Here is a 21810-nt window from a genome sequence, read left to right on the forward strand (position 1 = left end):
TCAATGGAAGAGACAATCAATCTTGAACAAGTTTTTAGCATTTTAAAGAAACATCTTAAATTAATTATTGGGTTAATAATTGCGGGGGCACTATTAGCATTTTTTGTAACCATGTTCTTTATGACGCCAAAATATAACTCGACTGTTCAAATATTAGTTAATAGAACAGAAACTGCCAATAATGTAGGGGCTGCTTACAATACACAGCAAGCAGATGTCCAAATGATTAATACGTATAAAGACATTATTCAAAATAAAATTGTACTAGATCCTGTGAGAAAAGAAATTGCTAAAAAAGATAATTTCGTTGGTACGAGTGATGATTTAAAAAATCAGATAAGTATATCAAATCAAGAAAATTCACAGGTTTTTAGTGTAACTGTTAAAGATACTAATGCATATCGCGCGGCTGATATTGCAAACTCTGTTGCTGATACGTTTAAAAATAAAATAAAAAAAGTGATGAAAGTTAATAATGTAACAATTGTTGCTGATGCAGTTGCAAAACCTAATGCAGTATCACCTAATAAAAAGATGAATGTATTAATAGGTCTGTTACTAGGGGGGCTTATCGGAATTGGGATTGCATTCGCAATAGAACTTTTTGATAAAACAGTTAAAAACGCTGATTTTTTGACAGATCTTGGTCTTTCAAACTTAGGTATGATTAACCATATTGACGAAACTAATAAGAGTCAAGGACTTTTTGGACAATCAACACCAAGAAAAAGAAAGCATACTAATTAAAATAGATAAGGGGTTATTGAATGATGAGTTTATTAAAAAAAGATAAAAAGTTATCAACTGATAGTATTGATAACGGTGTTGGATTAATTACTGTTACTCAACCAACATCAACGATTGCAGAACAATTTAGGACTGTACGTACGAATATCCAATTTTCAAGTGTTGATAAAGAAATGAAAGTTATTATGGCGACATCATCAGGTCCATCAGAAGGCAAGTCAACAGTTATAACTAATCTTGCTGTAACATATGCTAATCAAGGACTGAAAGTATTGTTAATTGATGCCGATATGCGTAGACCAACTGCGCATCAAACTTTTGGTTTGAGTAATGAAACCGGGCTTACAAATTGTTTGACTGAAAAAAGTATTGATGTTGCAAAAGCAGTTGAAGAAACACCAATTGAAAATTTATATGTTATGCCTGCAGGTCCTACTCCACCGAACCCTTCAGAATTATTGAATACAAAACGGATGGATTCTTTAATTACAGCTGTCGCTGAACAAATGGATATGGTTATCATCGATACACCACCATTAATTTCTGTAACAGATGCACAAATTGTTGCAACAAAAGTTGATGGTACAATTTTAGTTGTGAGACAAGGTGTGGCAAATAAAGGTGCCGTTTTGAAAGCAAAAGAATTATTAGATACCGTTCATGCAAGAATCATTGGGACGATTTTGAATGATGTTTCAGGTAGTGATGAGTCAGGTTATTATGGTGGGTATTATGGCTATTATAAATAATAATTAAGTAGACGTAGGATAATTTAAGGAAGCAGGGATTATAGGTGACTAGGAAAAGTAAACAGGTTGTTTTAACTGGATTGGATAGTTTGATTTGGGTAGTTTCAATTTCATTATCGAGGTTATTTTTAGGGCCGTATATTAGTTTTAGTAACTCTGATTTATTGGAATTTGGGTGTATATGTTTGATTTTATACCTAATAATTGGATACTCATTAAACCTCTTTTCTAAAATTAATAGGTATGCTAGCTTTAAAGAAATAATTGCAATTTTTATTGCAATAACAATTACAGCAGTTATTAGTAATATTAGTTATTTTTTCATAAGTTCAAATTATAGTATTCGTTTTGGAATATTAACTTATTTACTGGCCCTCCTTTTTATTGGTGGCAGCCGATTTGCATGGCGCTATCTTGTTGAAAATATCTTTAATAATGAAGAATCAGAAACATTAATTACAACATTAATAGTCGGTGCAGGGGATGGCGCAGAAGCTTTAATGGAAAGAATACAAAGAGATAATGCCGACTTGAATGTTATTGGATACGTCGATAATGATATTCAAAAACAAAAAATGTGGATGATGGGTAAGAAAGTTTTGGGAACTTTCCAAGAAATTCCAATGATTGTCGAAGAATACGATGTTGAACAGGTCTCAATTGCTATTCCTTCATTAAGTCCCCATAATTACGAGGACTTGTTAGATATTTTAAATCCTCTAAAAGTTAAAATTAATCGCATGTCAAGTTTTGAAGATATGTTAGAAGACAATAGTGATTCTAGAAAAATGCATGAGATTGACGTTGTTGATTTACTGGGTCGACAAGAGATTAAACTTGATATGGCTAAGATTGAAAGCAAAATATATGGTAAAACAATTTTAGTTACAGGAGCGGGTGGCTCTATTGGTTCAGAAATTTGTCGACAGGTTAGCAAATTTGGTCCTAAACGACTAATTTTACTAGGACATGGAGAAAATTCAATTTATTTGATTCATCAAGAATTAAAAAATCTTTATGCTGGGAAAATTGAAATTGTGCCGATTATTGCGGATGTTCAAGACCGGGCACATATTTTTGACTTAATGGCACAATATAAACCAGAAATAGTCTATCATGCTGCAGCACACAAACATGTACCATTAATGGAAGCTAACCCAACTGAAGCCATTAAAAATAATGTTTATGGTACGAAAAATGTTGCTGAAGCTGCTAAGTCTGCAAATGTGAAATCATTTGTAATGATTTCAACTGATAAAGCAGTAAATCCGCCTAATATTATGGGGGCAACGAAACGTCTCGCTGAAATGATTGTAACTAGTTTGAATGAACCAGGTCATACAAAATTCGCCGTTGTTCGTTTTGGTAATGTTCTTGGTAGCCGTGGTAGTGTTGTACCACTGTTTAAGAAACAGATAGCTAAAGGTGGACCAGTTACTGTTACTGATCTTAGAATGACAAGATTCTTTATGACAATTCCTGAAGCTAGCCGTTTAGTGATTCAAGCGGGGACGCTATCTAAAGGTGGAGAACTATTTATCTTAGATATGGGTAAACCGGTTAAAATTGTTGATTTAGCACGAAAAATGATTAAATTAAGTGGATATACTGAAAACGATATTGATATTGTTGAGTCAGGTATGAGACCTGGAGAGAAACTGTATGAAGAATTATTAGTAAGTAGTGAAAAACAGCAAGAGCAAGTATTTGAAAAAATTTTCTTGGGTAAAGTAACACCATACAAGATTGATGAAATTATGAGTTTTGTTAAGAGTGTAGAGCCGTTAACTGGTACTGCTTTGAAAAAAGAAGTTATTAGATATGCACATACTCATAATGGTGAACCCTCAATTGATTCGGAAGGTATGCGTTAATGTATAAAAAATATTTTAAAAGAACAATTGATTTTGTTATTTCTTTAGTAGGCCTTGTACTTTTATCGCCTATTTTTTTAATTATCGCAATTATTGTTAAAGTCGATTCGAAAGGCCCTATTTTCTTTGTACAAAAGCGGGTAAGTATTAATAAAACCTACTTTGGTATTTTAAAATTTAGGACGATGAGAACTGATACACCTGATGTACCTACTCACTTATTGAAAGATCCGGATGCTTTCATTACTCGCTCGGGTAAAATTTTACGAAAAACGAGTCTTGACGAATTACCACAAATTATTAATATTTTAACAGGTAAGATGAGTATCGTTGGTCCTCGACCAGCACTTTGGAGTCAAGAAGATTTAATTAACGAACGTGAAAAGTACGGCGCTAATAACGTTTACCCAGGGTTAACTGGATTAGCACAAATTAGTGGGAGAGATGAATTATCTATTGCTGAGAAATCAAAAATTGATGGTGATTACGTGCAACTTTTATCTTTTTCAGAAGATTTAAAAATTTTTTTTGGAACAATTACATCAGTTTTAAAGAGTGATGGTGTAAAGGAAGGTAAGAGTGATGACTAAACGAGTTTTGATAACCGGTGCACATAGTTATATTGGAGGGGCATTTAAAAGCTGGATTAATAAATCAGAATCGGAAGATATATCAGTTGATATGATGAGCGTTCGAGATGATAAATGGAGAGGAAAAAATTTTGGTCTATATGATGTAGTACTTAATGTTGCGGGTATTGCACATGTATCTTCGGATCCGAGTATGGAGGATCAATATTATAAAGTAAATAGAGATCTCGCAATTAATTTGGCTAAAAAAGCTAAATCTGAGGGAGTGAAACAATTTATTTTTTTATCAAGTATGATAGTATATGGTGAAAAAAATGGACTACAAAATACTAATATAATTACTCGAGAGACAATAATGAACCCAATTGATTTTTATGGTGATAGTAAGCTACAGGCAGATGTAGAAATTCAAAAATTAGCAGACGATAACTTTAAAACGGTTGTTATCAGAACTCCGATGGTTTACGGACCGAATAGTAAGGGTAATTTTCCAAGGCTACTGAAGTTAGCTGAGAAATCCCTGATTTTCCCAAGTATTAACAATGAACGAAGTATGATTTATGTAGATGTATTAACAGAATTTATCAAACAGATAATTATTAATGATGCATCAGGCCTTTATTTCCCTCAAAATAAAGAATATGTTTCTACAAGCGATGTAATCAAAGTAACAAGGAAATTATTAAGAAAGAAAGTATACTTTATCTCTATTTTTAATCCGCTTATTTCTCTATTATCAAGGAAGTTTCGTGTTTTTAATAAAATATATGGTAGTAAAGTTTATGATAAAAAAATTAGCGAGTGCTCTTTCGAATATACATTAGGACTTACATTAGAAAATACGATAACGAAAATTTTAATGGAGGATAAGAAATGAAAAAAGTTTTAATCGTTGCGTCGGTTGCTTCAATGATTGAACAATTTAATATGGATAATATCAGAATATTACAAGAATTAGGATATAATGTGGAAGTTGCAACTAACTTTTATTCCGCTGGAACTATACCAGATGATATGGCTAATTCCTTAAAAAAGAAGCTTGAAGGAAAAAATATAATTTGTCATCAAATTGACTTTTTAAGAGGAATTGGTTCAATAAAAGCAAATAAAAAAGCATATAATCAGCTTGAAAAATTAGCAAGTACAACTACCTATAATTTTGTGCATTGCCATTCACCGATGGGAAGTGTATTAACTAGATTAGTTTTTAAAAATAATAAAGAAACTAAAATTGTTTATACGGCACATGGCTTTCAGTTCTTTAAGGGCGGGCCGAAAAAAGATTGGATATTATTTTATCCTATAGAACGTTACTTATCTAAATATACGGATATTTTAATAACAATCAACAATGAAGATTACTCAATTGGAAAATCTTTTGGTATAAAAGAAGTTTTACATGTGCCTGGCGTTGGAATAAAATGGGAACAATTACGAGAACAATCAACTAATATCGATGAATTGAAAACTGATTTAAAGATAAGTAAGAATAGTAAAGTGATGATTTCTGTAGGTGAATTATCTAAGCGGAAAAATCATATTGTGGGAATAGAAGCAGTAAATAAATTGAAAGATAAAATTGATATTACATATATTATATGCGGTGTTGGAGATCAAAGAGATTTATTAGAAAAAAAAGTGAAAGAGTATGGATTAGAAGAAAAGATTATTTTTACAGGTTATTCTGAAAATATTAAACAATATTTAGATATAGCAGATTTTTCTCTTTTTCCATCTAAACGAGAAGGATTAGGACTAGCGGGATTAGAAGCTATGGCTACTGGTCTTCCATTAGTAAGTACTTACTTAGGGGGGATCAAAGATTACACAGAAAATGGTATCAGCGGGTGTGTAGTGGATGATCCTACTGATATTTCCCAGTTTGTGAAAGCTATAGAAAATTTACTAGGCATCAATGATAAAGAATACGAAAAAATTGTTAAAAACAATATTGAAGTATCAAAAAAATATAGTATTAAGAATGTAAATGAAATTATGTATAGTTTATATTCTAAAATTTAAATTATGCGATGTTGTCTATAAATTGAAAGGATTCGCAATGATTAAAAACACAAAAATAGTATTGATAGCTATATATTTTGGAGAATTACCAAATTATTTTGATTTATGGTTAAAATCAGCGGAATATAATAATGAGATAGATTTTCTAATATATACTGATCAAAATATATCTACAACCATACCGAATGTTAAAATAAAAATAGTCAACTTTAAAGATATTCAAGCGAAAATAAGATCACATTATACATTTCCTATAAAAATTAATAATCCGTATAAGTTGAATGACTACAAACCGGCTTACGGTGAAATATTTGAGGAAGACATCTCGGGATATGATTGGTGGGGATTTGTGGATATTGATACTATATTTGGAGATTTAAAAAAATTTTTATCTGAGGATATACTAAAAAAATATGACAAAATAAATACTCGTGGACATTTTCAAATGTATAGAAATAATAATCAAATTAATAATGCATATAAAATTGATCATCATAAAAAAGGGACGTACAATTATAAGCAGGCATTTACAACTGATGACGCAACTCACTTTGATGAAATTTGGGGAACTGCAAAATTTATGCCCGACACAGATATGAGAATATATGATCCATATAAAGAAAAGGTCTATTATGCTGATATTTGGGTAAAAGCATTTCGATTTATAACACTTGATATTTCTGAGGGAAAACAATATCAAGTGTTTAGATGGCATGATGGGGAACTAGTAATGAATTATATTGATAACGGAAAAATTAAAACTAAAAAGATAGAATATATTCATTTACAAAAAAGAAAAATGCAAGTTGATGTTGAAATATCAAATGATGACCATAGCTTTTTAATTGTACCTAATAAGTTTATAACAGATGAAAAGTTGTCTATTGAAAATATAAAGAAATATAATGAAGGAAAATGGCCTAATGGTATCCGCAGATATTTCCAATATTATATTAAGCAATTATTTAATGGGGAGCTTAAGGCTAGAATACGAAGAATTTGGCTCTAAATATAAGATTGAAAATAGATTAACACTTTTTATCTGAATATTAAAATCACTAATAAATATTAAGGAGAACTTAGTCATGAGTGATAATTTTAAAATTGATTTTGTAGTGACATGGGTTGATGGAAATGATGATATCTGGCGGAATAAAAAAAATAAGTACGCGGGAAACAAAAATTTAAATGCGGATGAACGTTTCAGAGATTATGATATTTTTAAATGGTGGTTTGAAGGTGTAAAAAAATTTGCACCATGGGTAAACCATATTTTTTTAATTACCGACAAACAAGTTCCGAAGTTTCCATTGGACATGAAAAATCTAACAATTGTTGATCATTCTGATTTTATTCCTGAAGAATATTTACCTACTTTTAATTCGAATGTCATTGAAATGAATATTCCAAGAATTAAAAATTTATCGGAACATTTTATCGTATTTAATGACGATACGTTTATAACTAACAAGGTAGATCCAACAGATTTCTTTTCTCAAGATGGGACTCCTAAGGATGTAGGATTAATGGGACTTATTCAACCGTCGGAAGAATTTTCGTTAATACCTTTTAATAATATACTTATTATTAATAAGTGGTTCTCAAAAAATAATATTTTGAAGAAGAATTTCTTTAAAATATTTAATTGGCAATACGGGTTTCAAAATGTAAGAAATTTCTTAGTTTTACCATATAGGTCTGTTCTGGGATGGTATGAACCGCATTTGCCTAGTAGTTTATTGAAAAGTACATTTAAAGAAATATATCAAAAAGAACCAGCTTTGTTAGCCGAACTTAGTAAAAATCGTTTTCGTACTAGAAATGATGTAAATATTTGGTTGGCACGCGATTGGCAACTTTCAAAAGGGAATTTTGAACCACGTAGATTTTCGTTTGGAAAGTTTGAGAAGTTGCCAGAAGATGGAGATTTTTCAAAAATAAAGCGCGCCTTAAAATCCAAGGCAAAAATAGTTGTTATAAACGACATATCGTTACCATTGGAGAGCCTTTCAGAAACGAAAGAACAATTAAGAAAAATATTCGCTGAACACTTTAGCTAATTAGGAGGATCTAATTATGAGTGACGTTGCAATTTTAATGGCTACCTACAATGGTGAAAAATTTTTAATGGAGCAAATTGAAAGTATTAAGAATCAATCATATGGGAATTGGCACCTATTTATTAGAGATGATTTTTCGAAAGATAATACCAGTAAAATTTTAGATAATTTTAAAAGAGATCCTAAAATAACGATACTAGATAGCTCGCTAAATATTAATGAAAAGGGCCAATTAGGAAATTTTGAAATTTTAATGAATAACGTTCCAGACCAGTATGAATATGTTATGTTCTCAGATCAGGATGATGTATGGTATACAAATAAAATTGAGATATCATTAAATGAAATTAGACACCTGCCTAACGAAAAAGTACTGCCTAAGCTTGTATATACGAATTATGACGAGTTTTTTGAAGTAGTGGGGGACGGAAGTGTGAACTACAGTGGTGTAGAAAAGAAAAATAAACCAACATATCAACGTATTTTTCTACATAACTGGTTAATGGGTAATACGATGATTATTAATCGTAACTTATTAGAAATTTCAAAAAACATCCCGATAGAAGCAGTTAATCATGATGCATGGCTTGCATTAGTTGCTGGATTATATGATGGGATTGGATATATAGATAGTGCGACTGATGGTCATAGAATGCATTCATTTAATATTACAAGAGGTGCCGATGCACATAAAAAAAGTACAATTATAAAAAGTAAGTTAATTGATTTAAAAAAATATAAAGTTAAATTTGATCGATTTTCCAAATTGGTTAATGAATTAGAACTACAATTTTCAAATTCGCCTATTAAAATAAAAAAAAGAATTACTATGTTGAAATATTTTGTAGAAAAGAAGGGTATCGAAGCCATAATATTTGGCAAAAAGAATGGTTTTTTTACCAATATTCACGGTCACAATACCTTACTCTATTTGGAGGAAATATTAAGGTTATTCAAAAAATAATGTTAGTATTTACATAAAATTTAATTAAAAATGGAATACAGCATAAGCAAATTTCATTAATTGTTTAAGAAATGACTATCTAGGAGTTTATATGACATATTTATTTGCAATAGTAACCAATTTCTTTTTGGATCATGTTCATGGTAAAAAAAATAATATCATTCCGTTCATTGGAATCGGAATATTAGCATGGCTAGCGGGTGCTGCTAGTAAGATGACGACGACCGATTATCCTAGTTATCTTATTAATTATGATAATAGTTCTTTAGCACCATATAATCACCAATTTGAGTGGGGCTATATGTGGCTTTCTCGAATTTTTGCGGCAAACGGAGTGACATATGCTGATTTTAGATTAATATTATTTATTGTTAGTTTTATTATTTTGACAGTTGCAATATTAAGATTTACAAAGAATTTAGGATCTTTTGTTTGGGTTTTTGCAATTTTTCCTTTTTTTAATGAGGCAACACAGGCACGTAATTTTTTTATGATTTCTATTGCTCTATTAGGGCTAAGTTTTTTACAGAAAAAAAATGTAAAAAATATTATTATTGCCATCGGATTAATCTTATTGAGCGCATCAATGCATTCATCTGGATATATATTTTTAATAATAATTCCCTTAAGCTTTTTGAGCGAAAAATATGTGAAAATTTTTGTACAATTAATTATTGGTTTTTTTGTAATTTTAACAATTGTACAATTTATTCCAGGTTTAAGTGGTTTATTGAAAAATATAATAACGAAAGTTTCATTGCATTCATCTAGGACACAATTGTTTGATAAACTGAACACAAGTTATGCTGCTGGTTCATCAAAAATAATGCTTATAGAAATAGCTTTATCATATTTTTCAATGTTAGGACTTGGATATTATTTTTTGAAAATTAATAGCCTATCAACTGAGATTAAAAATAAATTGAAATTGTTATTCTTAATTTCGTTAACTGGTCTTGTAGCACTCCCATTTTTAGTTATGTCGATACAATATCAACGGTTCCAACGTAACTCTTTCGCACCAATTATAATTGCATACGCGCTAATTAGGGAGCATAAAGATGAGATTGATAGTAGAATATTATTAAAGATTGATTTAATGATGGTGGGGATACTCTTATTAGCTGTTATAGCGTTTTATGGAGTGTTAGTACCACAAGAATTTGTTGACAGTATTCCATATTTAGTACATTGGAAATCGCTTTAGCATTGTCGTTTAAAGAAAAGTAATTAAGGAGTAAATTTTTGAAAAATATAGCTGTGATTATGTCAACGTATAATGGCGAAAAGTACGTCGAGGAACAATTAAATAGTATTATTGAGCAAAAATATAAAAATGAAGATAACATACAGATTTATGTTAGAGATGATGGTTCAACAGATAATACAATAGATATTTTAAAAAGATACGAAAATAAAAATTTGTTAAAAATAATTTATTCAAGCGGAAATATGGGTGTTAAACGTTCCTTTTTTGAATTACTTAGGGTTGTCGATGCTGATTACTATTTTTTTTCTGATCAAGATGATGTTTGGGTTTCAGATAAAATAATGCAATTTATGGATAAATTTGATTTGTTAGACAATAAAATAACACAAGCTATATTTTCAGATCTTATGATTGCTGATAAAAAGGCTGTTTCAACAAATATTAAAATGTCTAAAATGTTAGTAGGCGAAAATTATAATCATTCATTGAATGATTTATTATTCAATTTTAAAGTAACCGGAGCGGCATTAGCAATTAATAAGAAACTAAGAGATGAAGTACTTATGTTAACAGATGAAGATATTGAAAATGTAACAATGCATGATTCAATTATTGCTAAAATCAGCTCAGCAAGTGGGAATTTAACGTACATTGATAAAGTAACGGTTTACTATAGACAACATGAAAATAACGTCATCGGAATTGGTAAGAGTAATGTACACTTGTATGAAGTTTTTCGTAGATTAAAAATAAGATATAAACAATTAGGTCGGATTAAAAAGGAAAATATTGTTCTGTATGAAAGATTTTCTAATATCATTAAAAATGATACTGAAAAAAAAATGCTAGAAGATACATATAAGTTTTATGATACAAAGAATATCTTTAAAAGATATTCTTTGTATCATAAATTTCATAGTTTAATTAATACAACAGCACAAAGAATAATTATATGGTTTGTTTAATAGAGAGTGATTAGGTGGTTACTATCAATTTAATAAAAAAAAGTTTTAGGCGTAATTTTATTACGGCATATAATATGATAAAGTATATGAAAAATAAGATGAACTACGGAAATAAAAGGTATAAACAAGTAAAAATAATTGAAGAAAAAACTGATTTTATTAATAGCGTGTCATTAGTGGCAATTATTAAAAATGAAGCACTATACGTTCAAGAATGGATTGAATATCATAAAATTATTGGTATATCAAAATTTTATATTTATGATAACGAATCTACTGATAATTTAAAAGAAATTTTAGAACCGTATATTAAAAGTAAAGTGGTTGAATATATCTATTTTCCGGGTGATAAGCAACAAATACCAGCATATCTGGATGCTGTCGAGCGCTGTAAGACAGAAACAAAATGGCTATTAACACTAGATTTAGATGAATATTTAGTATTAATTGATGAAAAAAATATTGATTCTTTTTTAAATGAATTTAGTGAAAACGTTGCTCAAATTGAAATTGGTTGGGTGATGTTCGGCTCATCTAATTTGATTAAAAAATCAAATGGATTAGTTACTGAGACATTTTTAAATAGATCAAAAAATGATATTATTTTAGATTCAAAACCTATCGTAAATCCTAGATTAGTAATTGATATGAGAATACCACATTGGTATGATGTGGCCGGTAAAACGACTGATGAAAACGGAAATAGGTTATGGGGATATCCATGGACAAATGAAAAAAGACCTAAAATTGTATCAAGGGAACACGTGAGGGTTAATCATTACTATGCAAAATCACTTGAAGAATTCGAGAATAAAGTAAAAAGAGGATATGCTGATCAAAGTAATGATATAAAAGAACGTAGTTATCTTGATTTTAAGAAGCACGATATTAATGATGTCTATGATAACGGCATGTTAAAGTACACGGATAAAATTAAAACAGAAATTAAACGTGTACAAGAACTTAACAGATGAGGGTAAGTGTGATGTATGAATAATAATTCTCGAACTGGTATAGCAGCTAAAAATACATCAATCGCTGCACTATCGCAAGTAATAATGTTAGTTTTGAAGTTTGCATTGCAGACAGTATTTATTAAAACTCTTGGTGCCGATTACATGGGAATCAATGGGCTATATGCTAATGTGTTGAGTTTTCTATCCTTTGCTGAATTAGGGATTGGTGGGGCGATAACGTACTCACTGTACGATCCTCTTGCTACTAGTAATCATGGTGAAATTGCTGGTGTCATGAATTTATTTAGAAAAGTGTATAATGTGATTGGTATCGTAATTTTGATTATGGGTTTAGCATTTACTCCATTTATAACTATTTTAATGAAGGGCGGTAGTCCTGTACCATTTCCGCGAGTTATGTTTGTACTATTTTTATTAAATACGGTTGTTAGTTACTTTTTTACGTATAAACGTTCCTTATTAATTGCAAATCAAGAAGGATATAAGGATAGTTTAAATAGATTAATTTTTACGATAATGCAGACAGTATTACAAATTATCTTTTTACTTTTATTTAGACAATATGTTTGGTACTTAGTAATCCAAATAATTATAACATTGTTATCTAACTTGAGAATTTCAAAACTTGTTGATAGGGAATTTGAATTTCTTTCCGAAATGAAAACTGTTAAAGTAAATCCTAAAGTCATCAACTATATGAAGAAAAATATATTTGGGACTGTTTCTTCAAAAATTGGTACTATATTAGTTTTTGGAACGGATAATATATTAATATCGGCATTTTTAGGCGTTAGATTAGTAGGAATATATTCTAATTATATGCTGATTGTAAATAGTATTTCCAGTGTGTTGACACAAAGTATCTCTGCTGTCACAGCTGGATTAGGTAATCTAGGAGTAACGGAGGATGAAGATTATCAAGAAGTTGTGTTTTATCGTTATATGTATATAAATGCCGGTATTACATCAGTTATTGCTATAACGTTATACGCAGTTATTGAATCTTTTATTAAATTTTGGATAGGATCAAATTACGTCTTATCGAACTTTACCGTGTTACTTATTGTTATAAATTTTGTACTTGTTCAATTTAGACAGACTGTATTAAATTTTATTGGTGCACGTGGATTATTTTGGCCAATGAGATATAAATCACTACTTGAAGCTGTAGTTAATATGATAGTTTCAATTCTTTTGTTAATGACAACAAATCTCGGCATTAATGGTATATTAATTGGTACAATAGTAAGTAATATTGGAATTAATTTATGGTGGGAACCACTTATCTTATTCAAATATGGATTCAAACGTAGTATGAAAAAATATTATCTTAAATATTTTGGTTATATGGGAATAATTGGAATAGAATTAGGAATAATTTCGTATTTACTAAAAATTATTGTAATTCAAGGGATTTTCAGTATTTTGATAGCATCTGCTGTTGTATTTATTCTAGCAAGTACATTATTCTATTTCTTATTTATTAGATATGACGAAACAAATTATGTTAAAAAATTGGTTTTAAGAAGGATATTAAATAAATAATGATTTTTATTTTTAAAAGCTGTGTTAAGTAGTTATTGTAGCTACCATTTACAAAAATTAATTAGAATATTTTAGGAGGAAAAGTGTATGAAGGGAATAGTTTTAGCCGGAGGTAGTGGGACTCGTTTATATCCATTGACACGTGCATCAAGTAAACAGCTGATGCCGATTTATGATAAACCAATGATCTATTATCCAATATCAACATTAATGTTGGCAGGTATCAAGGATATTCTAATTATTTCTACTCCTGAAGATACGCCACGTTTTCAAGAATTATTGGGCAACGGTTCTGAATTAGGCATTAATTTAGAGTATGCCGTTCAACCTACACCAGATGGATTAGCAGAAGCATTCATTATTGGTGCTGATTTCATTGGTAATGATAGCGTTGCGCTCATCTTAGGTGATAATATTTATTATGGTCCAGGTATGACTAAGATGCTTGAACGGGCTGCAAATCAAACTGAGGGGGCTACCGTATTTGGTTATCAAGTGCGTGATCCCGAGCGTTTTGGTGTTGTTGAATTTGATGAGAGCCATAAAGCAATTTCGATTGTTGAAAAACCGGATCACCCTAAAAGTAATTTTGCAGTAACAGGCTTATACTTTTATGATAATTCAGTTGTTGATATAGCAAAAAATATTAAGCCGTCACCACGTGGCGAACTTGAAATTACGGATGTTAACAAGGTCTATCTTGAAAAAGGAAGACTACATGTTGAAATTATGGGACGTGGATTTGCTTGGCTTGATACAGGGACACATGCAAGTTTACTTGAAGCAGGGCAGTTTATTGAAACTGTTCAAAGAATGCAAAATATGCAAGTAGCTAATTTAGAGGAAATCGCCTATCGAATGGGTTATATTTCACGCGAACAATTAATTGATCTAGCACAACCACTCAAAAAAAATGATTATGGACAGTACATGTTACGTATCGCAGAAGAAGAGGATAAAAAGTAATGGGTAAATTAAAAGTATCAACAACAAAGTTACAAGATGTTAAGATTATTGAACCAGCAGTATTTGGTGATAATCGCGGCTTTTTTACGGAGTCATATTCAGACAAAGATTTCAAAGAAGCTGGAATAGATATTGATTTTATCCAAGATAATCATTCATTATCAACACAAGCTGGCGTTTTAAGAGGACTTCATTTTCAACGTGGAGAAGCTGCACAAACTAAATTAATTCGGGTCGTGACAGGGGCAGTACTAGATGTTATTGTCGATGTTCGAAAAGGTTCACCTACTTATAAACAGTGGGAAGGATATATTCTTTCTGCAAGTAACCATCGCCAATTATTAGTTCCTAAAGGGTATGCCCATGGATTTGTAACATTAACAGATGATGTTAATTTCCTTTATAAATGTGATGGTTACTACAATGCAGCAGCAGATGGTGGGATTTCATTTAAAACTCCTGAACTAAATATTGATTGGCCTATTGATTTTGACCAAGCAATTACATCTGAAAAAGATGCTGCACAACCAACGTTTACAGAGTTTGAAAAAGACAATCCGTTTGTGTATGGAGAAATCTAAATAGGAGAGGTGTTTTTAAATGAAAAATATTATTGTAACAGGTGGGGCCGGATTTATTGGTTCTAATTTTGTCCATTATGTGGTTAATAACCACCCAGATGTTCACATTACCGTGTTAGATAAATTAACTTATGCAGGAAATAAAGAAAATTTAGCTGGACTACCTGCTGATCGTGTTGAGCTAGTAGTGGGAGATATTACTGACGCTAAACTAGTTGATGAACTTGTTAGCAAAACAGATGCGGTAGTACATTACGCTGCAGAAAGTCACAATGATAATTCTTTAAAAGATCCATCACCTTTTATTCAAACTAATATTATCGGAACATATACATTGCTAGAAGCTTGTCGTAAATACAATGTCCGCTACCATCATGTTTCAACTGATGAAGTGTATGGAGACTTACCATTACGCGAAGATTTACCCGGTCATGGGGAAGGTGAAGGTGAAAAATTCACACCTGAAACACGTTATAATCCAAGCAGTCCATATTCATCAACAAAGGCTGGATCAGATTTATTAGTTCGTGCATGGGTGCGTTCATTCAATTTACAGGCAACAATTTCAAATTGTTCCAATAATTATGGACCATACCAACATATTGAGAAGTTTATTCCAAGACAGATTACTAATGTTTTGAGTGGAATCCGGCCTAAGTTATATGGTTCTGGTAAAAATGTTCGCGATTGGATTCATACTAATGATCATTCAAGTGCTGTCTGGGCTATTTTAAATAAGGGTCGTATTGGTGAAACTTATTTGATTGGTGCGGATGGTGAACAAGATAATAAGGCTGTTTTGGAGTTGATTTTAGAATTAATGGGTCAACCTAAAGATGCTTATGATGTCGTTAAAGATCGCCCAGGACACGATTTACGATATGCTATTGATTCATCAAAATTACGTGAAGAGCTTGGTTGGAATCCTGAATTTACTGATTTTAAATCAGGATTACAAGATACGATTGATTGGTACCGAAATAATGAAAATTGGTGGAAAGCTGAGAAAGATGCAGTTGAAGCAAATTATGCAAAAAATGGACAATAATAACTAAGAATGGACTTAAGTCCATTCTTTTTTTGAAGGAGCTAATTATGAAAATATTAATTACGGGTGTAAATGGTCAATTAGGAACAGAATTAAGTCATTTATTAGATGAAAAAAAGATTGTATATACAGGAACTGGTTCTAAAGATTTAGATATTACTGACTCAAAAGCAGTTAATAATTATTTTTTAGATAATCGCCCAGAAATTGTCTACCACTGTGCAGCTTATACAGCTGTTGATAATGCTGAAGAAGAACCTGGTAAAGCTATTAATGAACAAGTTAATGTTATAGGTACTCAGAATATTGCCACAGCAGCAGAATCTGTGGGTGCTACGTTAGTTTACATTAGTACTGATTATGTATTTGATGGGACTAATGATCAAATGTATACAGAAAAAACACCCACTGCGCCTAAAAATGAATATGGTCGGACGAAGTTAGCTGGAGAAGAAGCCGTTGCTAAAATAATGAGTAAGTATTATATTATCCGTACATCATGGGTTTTTGGCGAATATGGAAAGAACTTCGTCTATACGATGCTAAACTTAGCTAAAACTCATGATCATCTGACTGTTGTTAGTGATCAGGTTGGACGGCCAACTTGGACTAGAACGCTGGCTGATTTTATGTTATATGCAGTTCAAAAAAATATTCCTTATGGGTTATATCAGCTTTCTAATGATAATTCATGTACTTGGTATGAATTTGCTAGTGAGATTTTAAAGGATGAAGTAGTTGAAATAAGTCCAGTAACGTCTGAAGAATATCCACAAAAGGCATACCGACCTAGACATTCAGTTATGGATTTGAGTAAAGTTAAAGCAACGGGATTTGAAGTACCAAGTTGGCAAGATGCTTTACATGAATTTATGGCTAAAATTGAAGTATAGAAAAGGGGAGTTTTCTAGTGATTTGAGAAATTGAATCATTAGAAGTCACTCCTTTTTATTTTCACCCAATTTAATGCTAACATAGTACCAAGGAGATGATTCAAATGACAATACCATTAGGATTAAAGGCGGGAACTGACCCAATTCAACTCCATGATCGGTTACAACATAATCCAGATATTTTTGAATTCTATCTAAATGAATTTGATGTTTCTGGAGATGGATTAAAACGATTATCAGATGAGATTGATGAGGTGAAGGCAACTACGAAGAAGATTGTCATGCATCATCCAATGAAGGTTGGTGAACAATCTGTTGAATTAGCCGTTTCCGAAACAGCTGATCCTAGGTTATATCGTTTTGTTAGAGAAAGTACTGAGACATTGATTCAGCTCGCAAAAGATAAATCAATTCAAACCCTCATTCATGGTTCATATAATCGACAAACGCCAACAATTATTGCTGAATATCCTAATTTTGAGGTTGCGGAATCAGCGTTATTTAATCGGATGGATTATTATCAAAAATATGGACAAAATAACGTCATGTTTGAGAATTCGATTTCTGATTTATTTTATTATGGGTCTGAAGAGATGGATCAGTTTATTCTACAAAAAGGGTATCGCTTAGCATTTGATACATCGCATGCCTTTATTAAACAAGCAGGTAGTAATACTGACTTACAAGCGAGTTTGAAACGGTTAATGCCAAATATCGTCCATTATCACTTAGTCGATTCAATGGGTAAATTTCATGATAGTTTAACTTTAGGAAAAGGCAAGATTGATTGGAAGTTAGCATATCCTTTGCTTAATCCAAATGCAACGACTATTTACGAAATTGATTTAGAAAATCAAAATGATTGTCGCGAAATGTTGGAAAGTCATGAATATCTACAAAATTTAATAGAAAAATAACCATTGGTTTTGAACTTTCAAAATCAATGGTTATTTTTTTCGGTTATCAAACCAGTAGAGTAAACACCCTAGTACTAACACGATAACGCCGAATAAGATGATTTTCCAATTAAAACTTAACAGTAAGTAAAGTGAGATAATTAATGCAAGGCTTGGAATAATTGGACCACCTGGTAATTTGAAACCTTTTGGTAAATTTGGATCATTATTGAATTTAAATGTTGCTAGAATTGTTGGTACATATTGGACAAACGATGCAAAGACAATGCATGATACTAAGAATAAATAACTACCGCTAAGTAGCAGGAGGATGCTTGTGATAGATGTCACAATGATTGCGATAACCGGTGTATTGTGTTTACTTTGCTTACCGATTATTTTTGGTAAAAGCTGATGTTCATTTGCTAGCGATGCAGCCACAATAGGTGTATTGAATGATACTGAGATGGCAACCCCAAGAATAGAGATCAACATCCCAATGATAATGATCATATAACCCCACTGACCAAAGATACTTTTGAATGCCGCAGCAATTGGTAATGAGTACGATCCTAAGTTAGGGCCAAGGATACCCACGGCAACCGTTTGAAGTAAAACATATAATAAAGTCACCGTTGCAATAACGCTTAATAGTGCTTTCGGAATATTCTTTTCCGGATTATCCATTTTAGCAGCAGCAATCGGTAAAAATGAAAAGCCAGTATACATATAAAAAATGACACCAAATGCTGTATTAAATTTCGTAAATAACTGAGTGTTACTGTGAATATCAGTCGGAATCATGGGCGTAAAATGAGCATCCTTAATGAAGAAAGCACCGACAATAATAAAGAGTAACATGATAAATACTTTAGCTGCAGAAGACAGATTGTCTGCGAAATCTAGAATAGCTGTTCCAAAATAATTAATGATGCCTAGAATAATGACTAAGGCAATTGCTGAAACATCATAAATAAGCGTTTGTTGTAATGCTGGAAAAAGTATTTTTAAGACAGTTAGTAACGCAGCAATTTCGGCTGACAAAGTCACTACGCCTAATATCCAAGTAAATATACCAACTTGAAAACCAGTAAATTTACCGAATGCATTATAGGCATATAACCAAGCCGCACCATCTTCCGAAAATTTACTTGCTAGTGTTGCGTAACAGAGCACAATCATGGTGACTGCTAATGCTGCAGCGATAATTGTAAAGATACTGAGTGGTCCAATATCATTATAAATTTTACCAGATAATAAGAAAATCCCCGATCCAATAATACCGTTAATTCCTAACAAGAAAACCGTGAAAAACGTCATTTTTTTATCTTCTATTTTATTCATTACAATCCCCCTAAATTTTAGAATAGCCAATATGATGTTAAAAGGCAATTGATAGGTGCTATGAGGGTACAAAAAAAGCCAACAATTAAGTTGGCTTTTACGGTTAAACTAAATCGTTTGTGTAGATTGGTGTTTCAATGGTTTCAACAAATTGTGCTGAGATAGGGGTTACGAACATTTTTTCGTTATCACGATGGAATAAATCAGAACCTGTAATGTCATCCATGGCTTTCTTAACGGTTGCTGGATCTAAATCTGTATTAACGTAACGTAATTTCATATGGCGCGTTTTACCCGCTTCATTTTTAAATGCTAAATCTAATTGTTTCATATAATTTCCTCCTTAGGTTTGATTAAGCTAAAAGACTTGATTCTGTGCGGATGGTCATTTTAACGGTGTTATCACCAGTTAATGAAGCAACTGTAGCGCCGAGTTGTGCAATAGCTTCGTTAGAGGCATTTTCAGTAATGTTAGCGAATGAACGTTTACGTTCAGAGCCGTCAGAACTTAATCCCTCAACGATAACGTTTGTTTTTACCCAAGTTTTACTCATATATGTTCTCCTTTGTGTGTCTATATTTGATAAGTGCCGCGACGCCTTACATAGATAATAAAGAATCGGTTAACCATTTTGTAAAGCAAATACTGATATTTATTCTTGATTCATTTGAGCAATGACTAAAAGTACTTTCCGACCGACGCTATTACGCCAGTTATAGGCTGTTTGACGGCTAACATGATGACTGGCAGCAATTTCTGTGACTGTTTTGTGTCTAATATAACAATCGACTAGATAATGTTGTTCGGCGTTTGAACAGAGGTCATAGAGTGATTTAAAAAGGTGTTCTGTAAATAATTTTTCAGCGATAGTATCTTGTGTTTGGAGGGTTAAATCAATGATGGAATCAGTTGGATTAGTTGAATCATCCTTATTAGGTTCTAAATGCGTTTGTTGATTAGATTGTCGATTAATTAAATCAAGAAGTCGCCAGTAGACACGTTGATAGGCGTAAACCATGAAAGTTTGTTCATTATCTTCAATAGTTTTAGGGTATTGGTCATATGCAGCGCTGAATGCTAATCGTGCTTCTTGTACGAAATCGTCATATGAAGCATGCGATTGATTAATCGACATTCTTTTTAGAACACCAAAGATAAGTTTTTCACGGTCATTTTTCAGTAGAAAAGCTAGACCTGGGTTTATTTGATTTGACATATTAGTAGAGTTGCCTCGTTTCTTTTAAGATCCCTTGGCCAAGGTTCTTAATTAGAATACGAGGTTATTCAATTTTAAAATAGACGACGAAATGAGCGTATTTATGGGTTTTTGATGAGCATTTAAGAATTAAAGGTAGACTATTAATTTTCTTAAGATAAACTTAACAATTAGACTTAAGTTCACACAAGATTAGTTACAATTAAATCTGTAACATAGGATAAGTTGTTAAATGAAAGTAAGAAAAGGAGTAGGCTATTGAACTTGGAGAATGAATTAGAACGGGATTTTAAAGAAATTATAGATTATCCAGAAACACGCTTATTGACTGTTGGGTCTCAATATTGGCGAAACTTGTTGGAGAATCATCCAATAATAGACGTTACGGATGATCATTTTTTTACAGAACATGGAATTGTAACGGATAACTATCAAGTGAACATGGAGACAACTTTGTATATTCACCATATAACACACAGACGGGATGATTTACGATCCATTATTTTTGATAAGCATAAAGATATTTTATTATGTAAATACACAACAACAAATTTTGTGAATCGCTTGATTAATGAAAAAATTCTAACTTTTGTCGCAATGCGTGCGATTGTGTCATTAGTTGAAAAGAAACAAGCTCTACCTTACACATGTGGTATGTATCAGTTATTTCCAGATAGTGGGCCATCAAAACGGGATGCCTCATGGACGGCAGGACACCATCTTGCTAATATTTCCGATGTAGAAAATGGAACTGATTTATTTTTCAACAATGGATTAAGAATTAGAGTTCAAAGTAAGTATTCGCAATTTCTAAAGCAATTAAATTTAGCGCATCTTTTTACAGATATTCAAGTTTCTTTGGCCAGTAAAATAGCTGCAGAACTTGGTTTTGAAAATCCAACACCCCAATTTAGATATCATGATGCTATCTTATCTTTAGTTCAGAACAGACGTGATACCTATGTGGATAAAATAGATTTCATTAAGGAAGTTAAGCATTTATTAGCCATCTACACGTTGAAAGGGTATTCTGATGAATCACCTGACGACTCAATTATCAAAAAAACGTGTAGTTGGGCGCATACTAATAGAGGCATTATGCGTTACTAATTGTAATCATAATGTAACGGAAAAAGGCGTTATTAGACATGCAAATTTGATA

General features: G+C 31.7%; 23 protein-coding genes. 19 read left to right on the top strand and 4 right to left on the bottom strand.

Annotated elements, in window-relative coordinates; all coding sequences use genetic code 11:
* The first annotated feature begins 3 nt into the window (after positions 1-3).
* The 18 genes from AC1RPT_RS04335 (at position 4) to AC1RPT_RS04420 (ending at position 18108) form a co-directional block, all read left to right on the top strand.
* Positions 4-747, top strand: coding sequence for a YveK family protein (locus AC1RPT_RS04335; RefSeq protein ID WP_481761544.1), 744 nt, complete (start codon positions 4-6; stop codon positions 745-747).
* Between the two features lie 23 nt (positions 748-770).
* Positions 771-1496, top strand: a complete 726-nt coding sequence (locus AC1RPT_RS04340) for a CpsD/CapB family tyrosine-protein kinase (protein ID WP_481761629.1) — start codon at positions 771-773, stop codon at positions 1494-1496.
* Between the two features lie 44 nt (positions 1497-1540).
* Positions 1541-3370 (top strand): polysaccharide biosynthesis protein, encoded by a 1830-nt coding sequence (locus tag AC1RPT_RS04345; protein ID WP_481761543.1) that lies wholly within the window; start codon positions 1541-1543, stop codon positions 3368-3370.
* Positions 3370-3960 carry a sugar transferase gene (locus AC1RPT_RS04350; RefSeq protein ID WP_481761542.1) on the top strand — a complete coding sequence of 197 codons (591 nt, stop codon included), beginning with the start codon at positions 3370-3372 and terminating at the stop codon, positions 3958-3960. Before AC1RPT_RS04345 ends, AC1RPT_RS04350 begins: the two co-directional genes overlap by 1 nt.
* Positions 3953-4837 carry an NAD-dependent epimerase/dehydratase family protein gene (locus tag AC1RPT_RS04355; protein ID WP_481761541.1) on the top strand — a complete coding sequence of 295 codons (885 nt, stop codon included), beginning with the start codon at positions 3953-3955 and terminating at the stop codon, positions 4835-4837. The genes AC1RPT_RS04350 and AC1RPT_RS04355 overlap by 8 nt, the downstream gene beginning before the upstream one ends.
* On the top strand, positions 4834-5982 hold the full coding sequence (locus AC1RPT_RS04360; protein ID WP_481761540.1) for a glycosyltransferase: 1149 nt from the start codon (positions 4834-4836) through the stop codon (positions 5980-5982). Before AC1RPT_RS04355 ends, AC1RPT_RS04360 begins: the two co-directional genes overlap by 4 nt.
* Positions 5983-6019: 37 nt before the next feature.
* The gene (locus AC1RPT_RS04365) at positions 6020-6991 is read left to right on the top strand and encodes a DUF6625 family protein (protein ID WP_481761539.1); all 972 of its coding nucleotides are present in this window, start codon (positions 6020-6022) and stop codon (positions 6989-6991) included.
* Positions 6992-7067: 76 nt separating this feature from the next.
* Entirely contained in the window at positions 7068-8042 is a 975-nt protein-coding gene (locus tag AC1RPT_RS04370; protein ID WP_481761538.1) for a Stealth CR1 domain-containing protein, read from the top strand.
* 16 nt (positions 8043-8058) lie between these two features.
* A complete protein-coding gene (locus AC1RPT_RS04375) occupies positions 8059-9006 on the top strand; it encodes a glycosyltransferase (protein WP_481761537.1) in 948 nt (315 codons plus the stop codon).
* Positions 9007-9097: 91 nt separating this feature from the next.
* A complete protein-coding gene (locus AC1RPT_RS04380; protein ID WP_481761536.1) occupies positions 9098-10213 on the top strand; it encodes an EpsG family protein in 1116 nt (371 codons plus the stop codon).
* 38 nt (positions 10214-10251) lie between these two features.
* A complete protein-coding gene (locus tag AC1RPT_RS04385; RefSeq protein WP_481761535.1) occupies positions 10252-11181 on the top strand; it encodes a glycosyltransferase family 2 protein in 930 nt (309 codons plus the stop codon).
* Positions 11182-11267: 86 nt separating this feature from the next.
* The gene (locus AC1RPT_RS04390) at positions 11268-12155 is read left to right on the top strand and encodes a glycosyltransferase family 92 protein (RefSeq protein ID WP_481761534.1); all 888 of its coding nucleotides are present in this window, start codon (positions 11268-11270) and stop codon (positions 12153-12155) included.
* Between the two features lie 15 nt (positions 12156-12170).
* Positions 12171-13703 (top strand): lipopolysaccharide biosynthesis protein, encoded by a 1533-nt coding sequence (locus tag AC1RPT_RS04395; RefSeq protein WP_481761533.1) that lies wholly within the window; start codon positions 12171-12173, stop codon positions 13701-13703.
* 87 nt (positions 13704-13790) lie between these two features.
* On the top strand, positions 13791-14669 hold the full coding sequence (gene rfbA / locus AC1RPT_RS04400; protein ID WP_481761532.1) for a glucose-1-phosphate thymidylyltransferase RfbA: 879 nt from the start codon (positions 13791-13793) through the stop codon (positions 14667-14669).
* Entirely contained in the window at positions 14669-15250 is a 582-nt protein-coding gene (gene rfbC / locus AC1RPT_RS04405; protein WP_481761531.1) for a dTDP-4-dehydrorhamnose 3,5-epimerase, read from the top strand. The genes rfbA and rfbC overlap by 1 nt, the downstream gene beginning before the upstream one ends.
* Before the next feature lie 19 nt (positions 15251-15269).
* Positions 15270-16298: a dTDP-glucose 4,6-dehydratase gene (gene rfbB, locus AC1RPT_RS04410; protein ID WP_481761530.1), complete on the top strand. Its 1029-nt coding sequence runs from the start codon at positions 15270-15272 to the stop codon at positions 16296-16298.
* A 47-nt stretch (positions 16299-16345) separates the two neighbouring features.
* A complete protein-coding gene (gene rfbD / locus AC1RPT_RS04415; protein ID WP_481761529.1) occupies positions 16346-17191 on the top strand; it encodes a dTDP-4-dehydrorhamnose reductase in 846 nt (281 codons plus the stop codon).
* A gap of 104 nt (positions 17192-17295) precedes the next feature.
* The gene (locus AC1RPT_RS04420) at positions 17296-18108 is read left to right on the top strand and encodes a sugar phosphate isomerase/epimerase (RefSeq protein WP_481761528.1); all 813 of its coding nucleotides are present in this window, start codon (positions 17296-17298) and stop codon (positions 18106-18108) included.
* Between the two features lie 30 nt (positions 18109-18138).
* On the opposite strand, the gene AC1RPT_RS04425 is transcribed toward AC1RPT_RS04420, so the two are convergent.
* The 4 genes from AC1RPT_RS04425 to AC1RPT_RS04440 all read right to left on the bottom strand — a co-directional run bounded on the left by AC1RPT_RS04425 (position 18139) and on the right by AC1RPT_RS04440 (position 20648).
* Positions 18139-19431 carry an APC family permease gene (locus tag AC1RPT_RS04425; RefSeq protein WP_481761527.1) on the bottom strand — a complete coding sequence of 431 codons (1293 nt, stop codon included), beginning with the start codon at positions 19429-19431 and terminating at the stop codon, positions 18139-18141.
* Between the two features lie 103 nt (positions 19432-19534).
* Positions 19535-19762: a DUF2922 domain-containing protein gene (locus tag AC1RPT_RS04430; RefSeq protein WP_409022132.1), complete on the bottom strand. Its 228-nt coding sequence runs from the start codon at positions 19760-19762 to the stop codon at positions 19535-19537.
* Positions 19763-19784: 22 nt separating this feature from the next.
* Positions 19785-19985 (bottom strand): DUF1659 domain-containing protein, encoded by a 201-nt coding sequence (locus tag AC1RPT_RS04435; RefSeq protein ID WP_409022133.1) that lies wholly within the window; start codon positions 19983-19985, stop codon positions 19785-19787.
* 99 nt (positions 19986-20084) lie between these two features.
* The gene (locus AC1RPT_RS04440; protein ID WP_481761526.1) at positions 20085-20648 is read right to left on the bottom strand and encodes a sigma-70 family RNA polymerase sigma factor; all 564 of its coding nucleotides are present in this window, start codon (positions 20646-20648) and stop codon (positions 20085-20087) included.
* 258 nt (positions 20649-20906) lie between these two features.
* On the opposite strand from AC1RPT_RS04440, the gene AC1RPT_RS04445 reads away from it, so the two are divergent.
* On the top strand, positions 20907-21758 hold the full coding sequence (locus tag AC1RPT_RS04445) for a competence protein ComK (RefSeq protein WP_481761525.1): 852 nt from the start codon (positions 20907-20909) through the stop codon (positions 21756-21758).
* Positions 21759-21810 lie beyond the last annotated feature (52 nt).

The sequence above is a fragment of the Dellaglioa sp. CoH-56-MRSF-11 genome (assembly GCF_056782135.1).

Coding starts and splice junctions, on each gene's coding strand:
- AC1RPT_RS04420 (WP_481761528.1), top strand. CDS start 17,296: ATGACAATACCATTAGGATTAAAGGCGGGAACTGACCCAATTCAACTC.
- AC1RPT_RS04380 (WP_481761536.1), top strand. CDS start 9,098: ATGACATATTTATTTGCAATAGTAACCAATTTCTTTTTGGATCATGTT.
- rfbA (WP_481761532.1), top strand. CDS start 13,791: ATGAAGGGAATAGTTTTAGCCGGAGGTAGTGGGACTCGTTTATATCCA.
- AC1RPT_RS04340 (WP_481761629.1), top strand. CDS start 771: ATGAGTTTATTAAAAAAAGATAAAAAGTTATCAACTGATAGTATTGAT.
- AC1RPT_RS04355 (WP_481761541.1), top strand. CDS start 3,953: ATGACTAAACGAGTTTTGATAACCGGTGCACATAGTTATATTGGAGGG.
- AC1RPT_RS04395 (WP_481761533.1), top strand. CDS start 12,171: ATGAATAATAATTCTCGAACTGGTATAGCAGCTAAAAATACATCAATC.
- AC1RPT_RS04350 (WP_481761542.1), top strand. CDS start 3,370: ATGTATAAAAAATATTTTAAAAGAACAATTGATTTTGTTATTTCTTTA.
- rfbC (WP_481761531.1), top strand. CDS start 14,669: ATGGGTAAATTAAAAGTATCAACAACAAAGTTACAAGATGTTAAGATT.
- AC1RPT_RS04375 (WP_481761537.1), top strand. CDS start 8,059: ATGAGTGACGTTGCAATTTTAATGGCTACCTACAATGGTGAAAAATTT.
- AC1RPT_RS04335 (WP_481761544.1), top strand. CDS start 4: ATGGAAGAGACAATCAATCTTGAACAAGTTTTTAGCATTTTAAAGAAA.
- AC1RPT_RS04360 (WP_481761540.1), top strand. CDS start 4,834: ATGAAAAAAGTTTTAATCGTTGCGTCGGTTGCTTCAATGATTGAACAA.
- AC1RPT_RS04430 (WP_409022132.1), bottom strand. CDS start 19,762: ATGAAACAATTAGATTTAGCATTTAAAAATGAAGCGGGTAAAACGCGC.
- rfbD (WP_481761529.1), top strand. CDS start 16,346: ATGAAAATATTAATTACGGGTGTAAATGGTCAATTAGGAACAGAATTA.
- AC1RPT_RS04370 (WP_481761538.1), top strand. CDS start 7,068: ATGAGTGATAATTTTAAAATTGATTTTGTAGTGACATGGGTTGATGGA.
- AC1RPT_RS04425 (WP_481761527.1), bottom strand. CDS start 19,431: ATGAATAAAATAGAAGATAAAAAAATGACGTTTTTCACGGTTTTCTTG.
- AC1RPT_RS04390 (WP_481761534.1), top strand. CDS start 11,268: ATGAAAAATAAGATGAACTACGGAAATAAAAGGTATAAACAAGTAAAA.
- AC1RPT_RS04435 (WP_409022133.1), bottom strand. CDS start 19,985: ATGAGTAAAACTTGGGTAAAAACAAACGTTATCGTTGAGGGATTAAGT.
- rfbB (WP_481761530.1), top strand. CDS start 15,270: ATGAAAAATATTATTGTAACAGGTGGGGCCGGATTTATTGGTTCTAAT.
- AC1RPT_RS04365 (WP_481761539.1), top strand. CDS start 6,020: ATGATTAAAAACACAAAAATAGTATTGATAGCTATATATTTTGGAGAA.
- AC1RPT_RS04440 (WP_481761526.1), bottom strand. CDS start 20,648: ATGTCAAATCAAATAAACCCAGGTCTAGCTTTTCTACTGAAAAATGAC.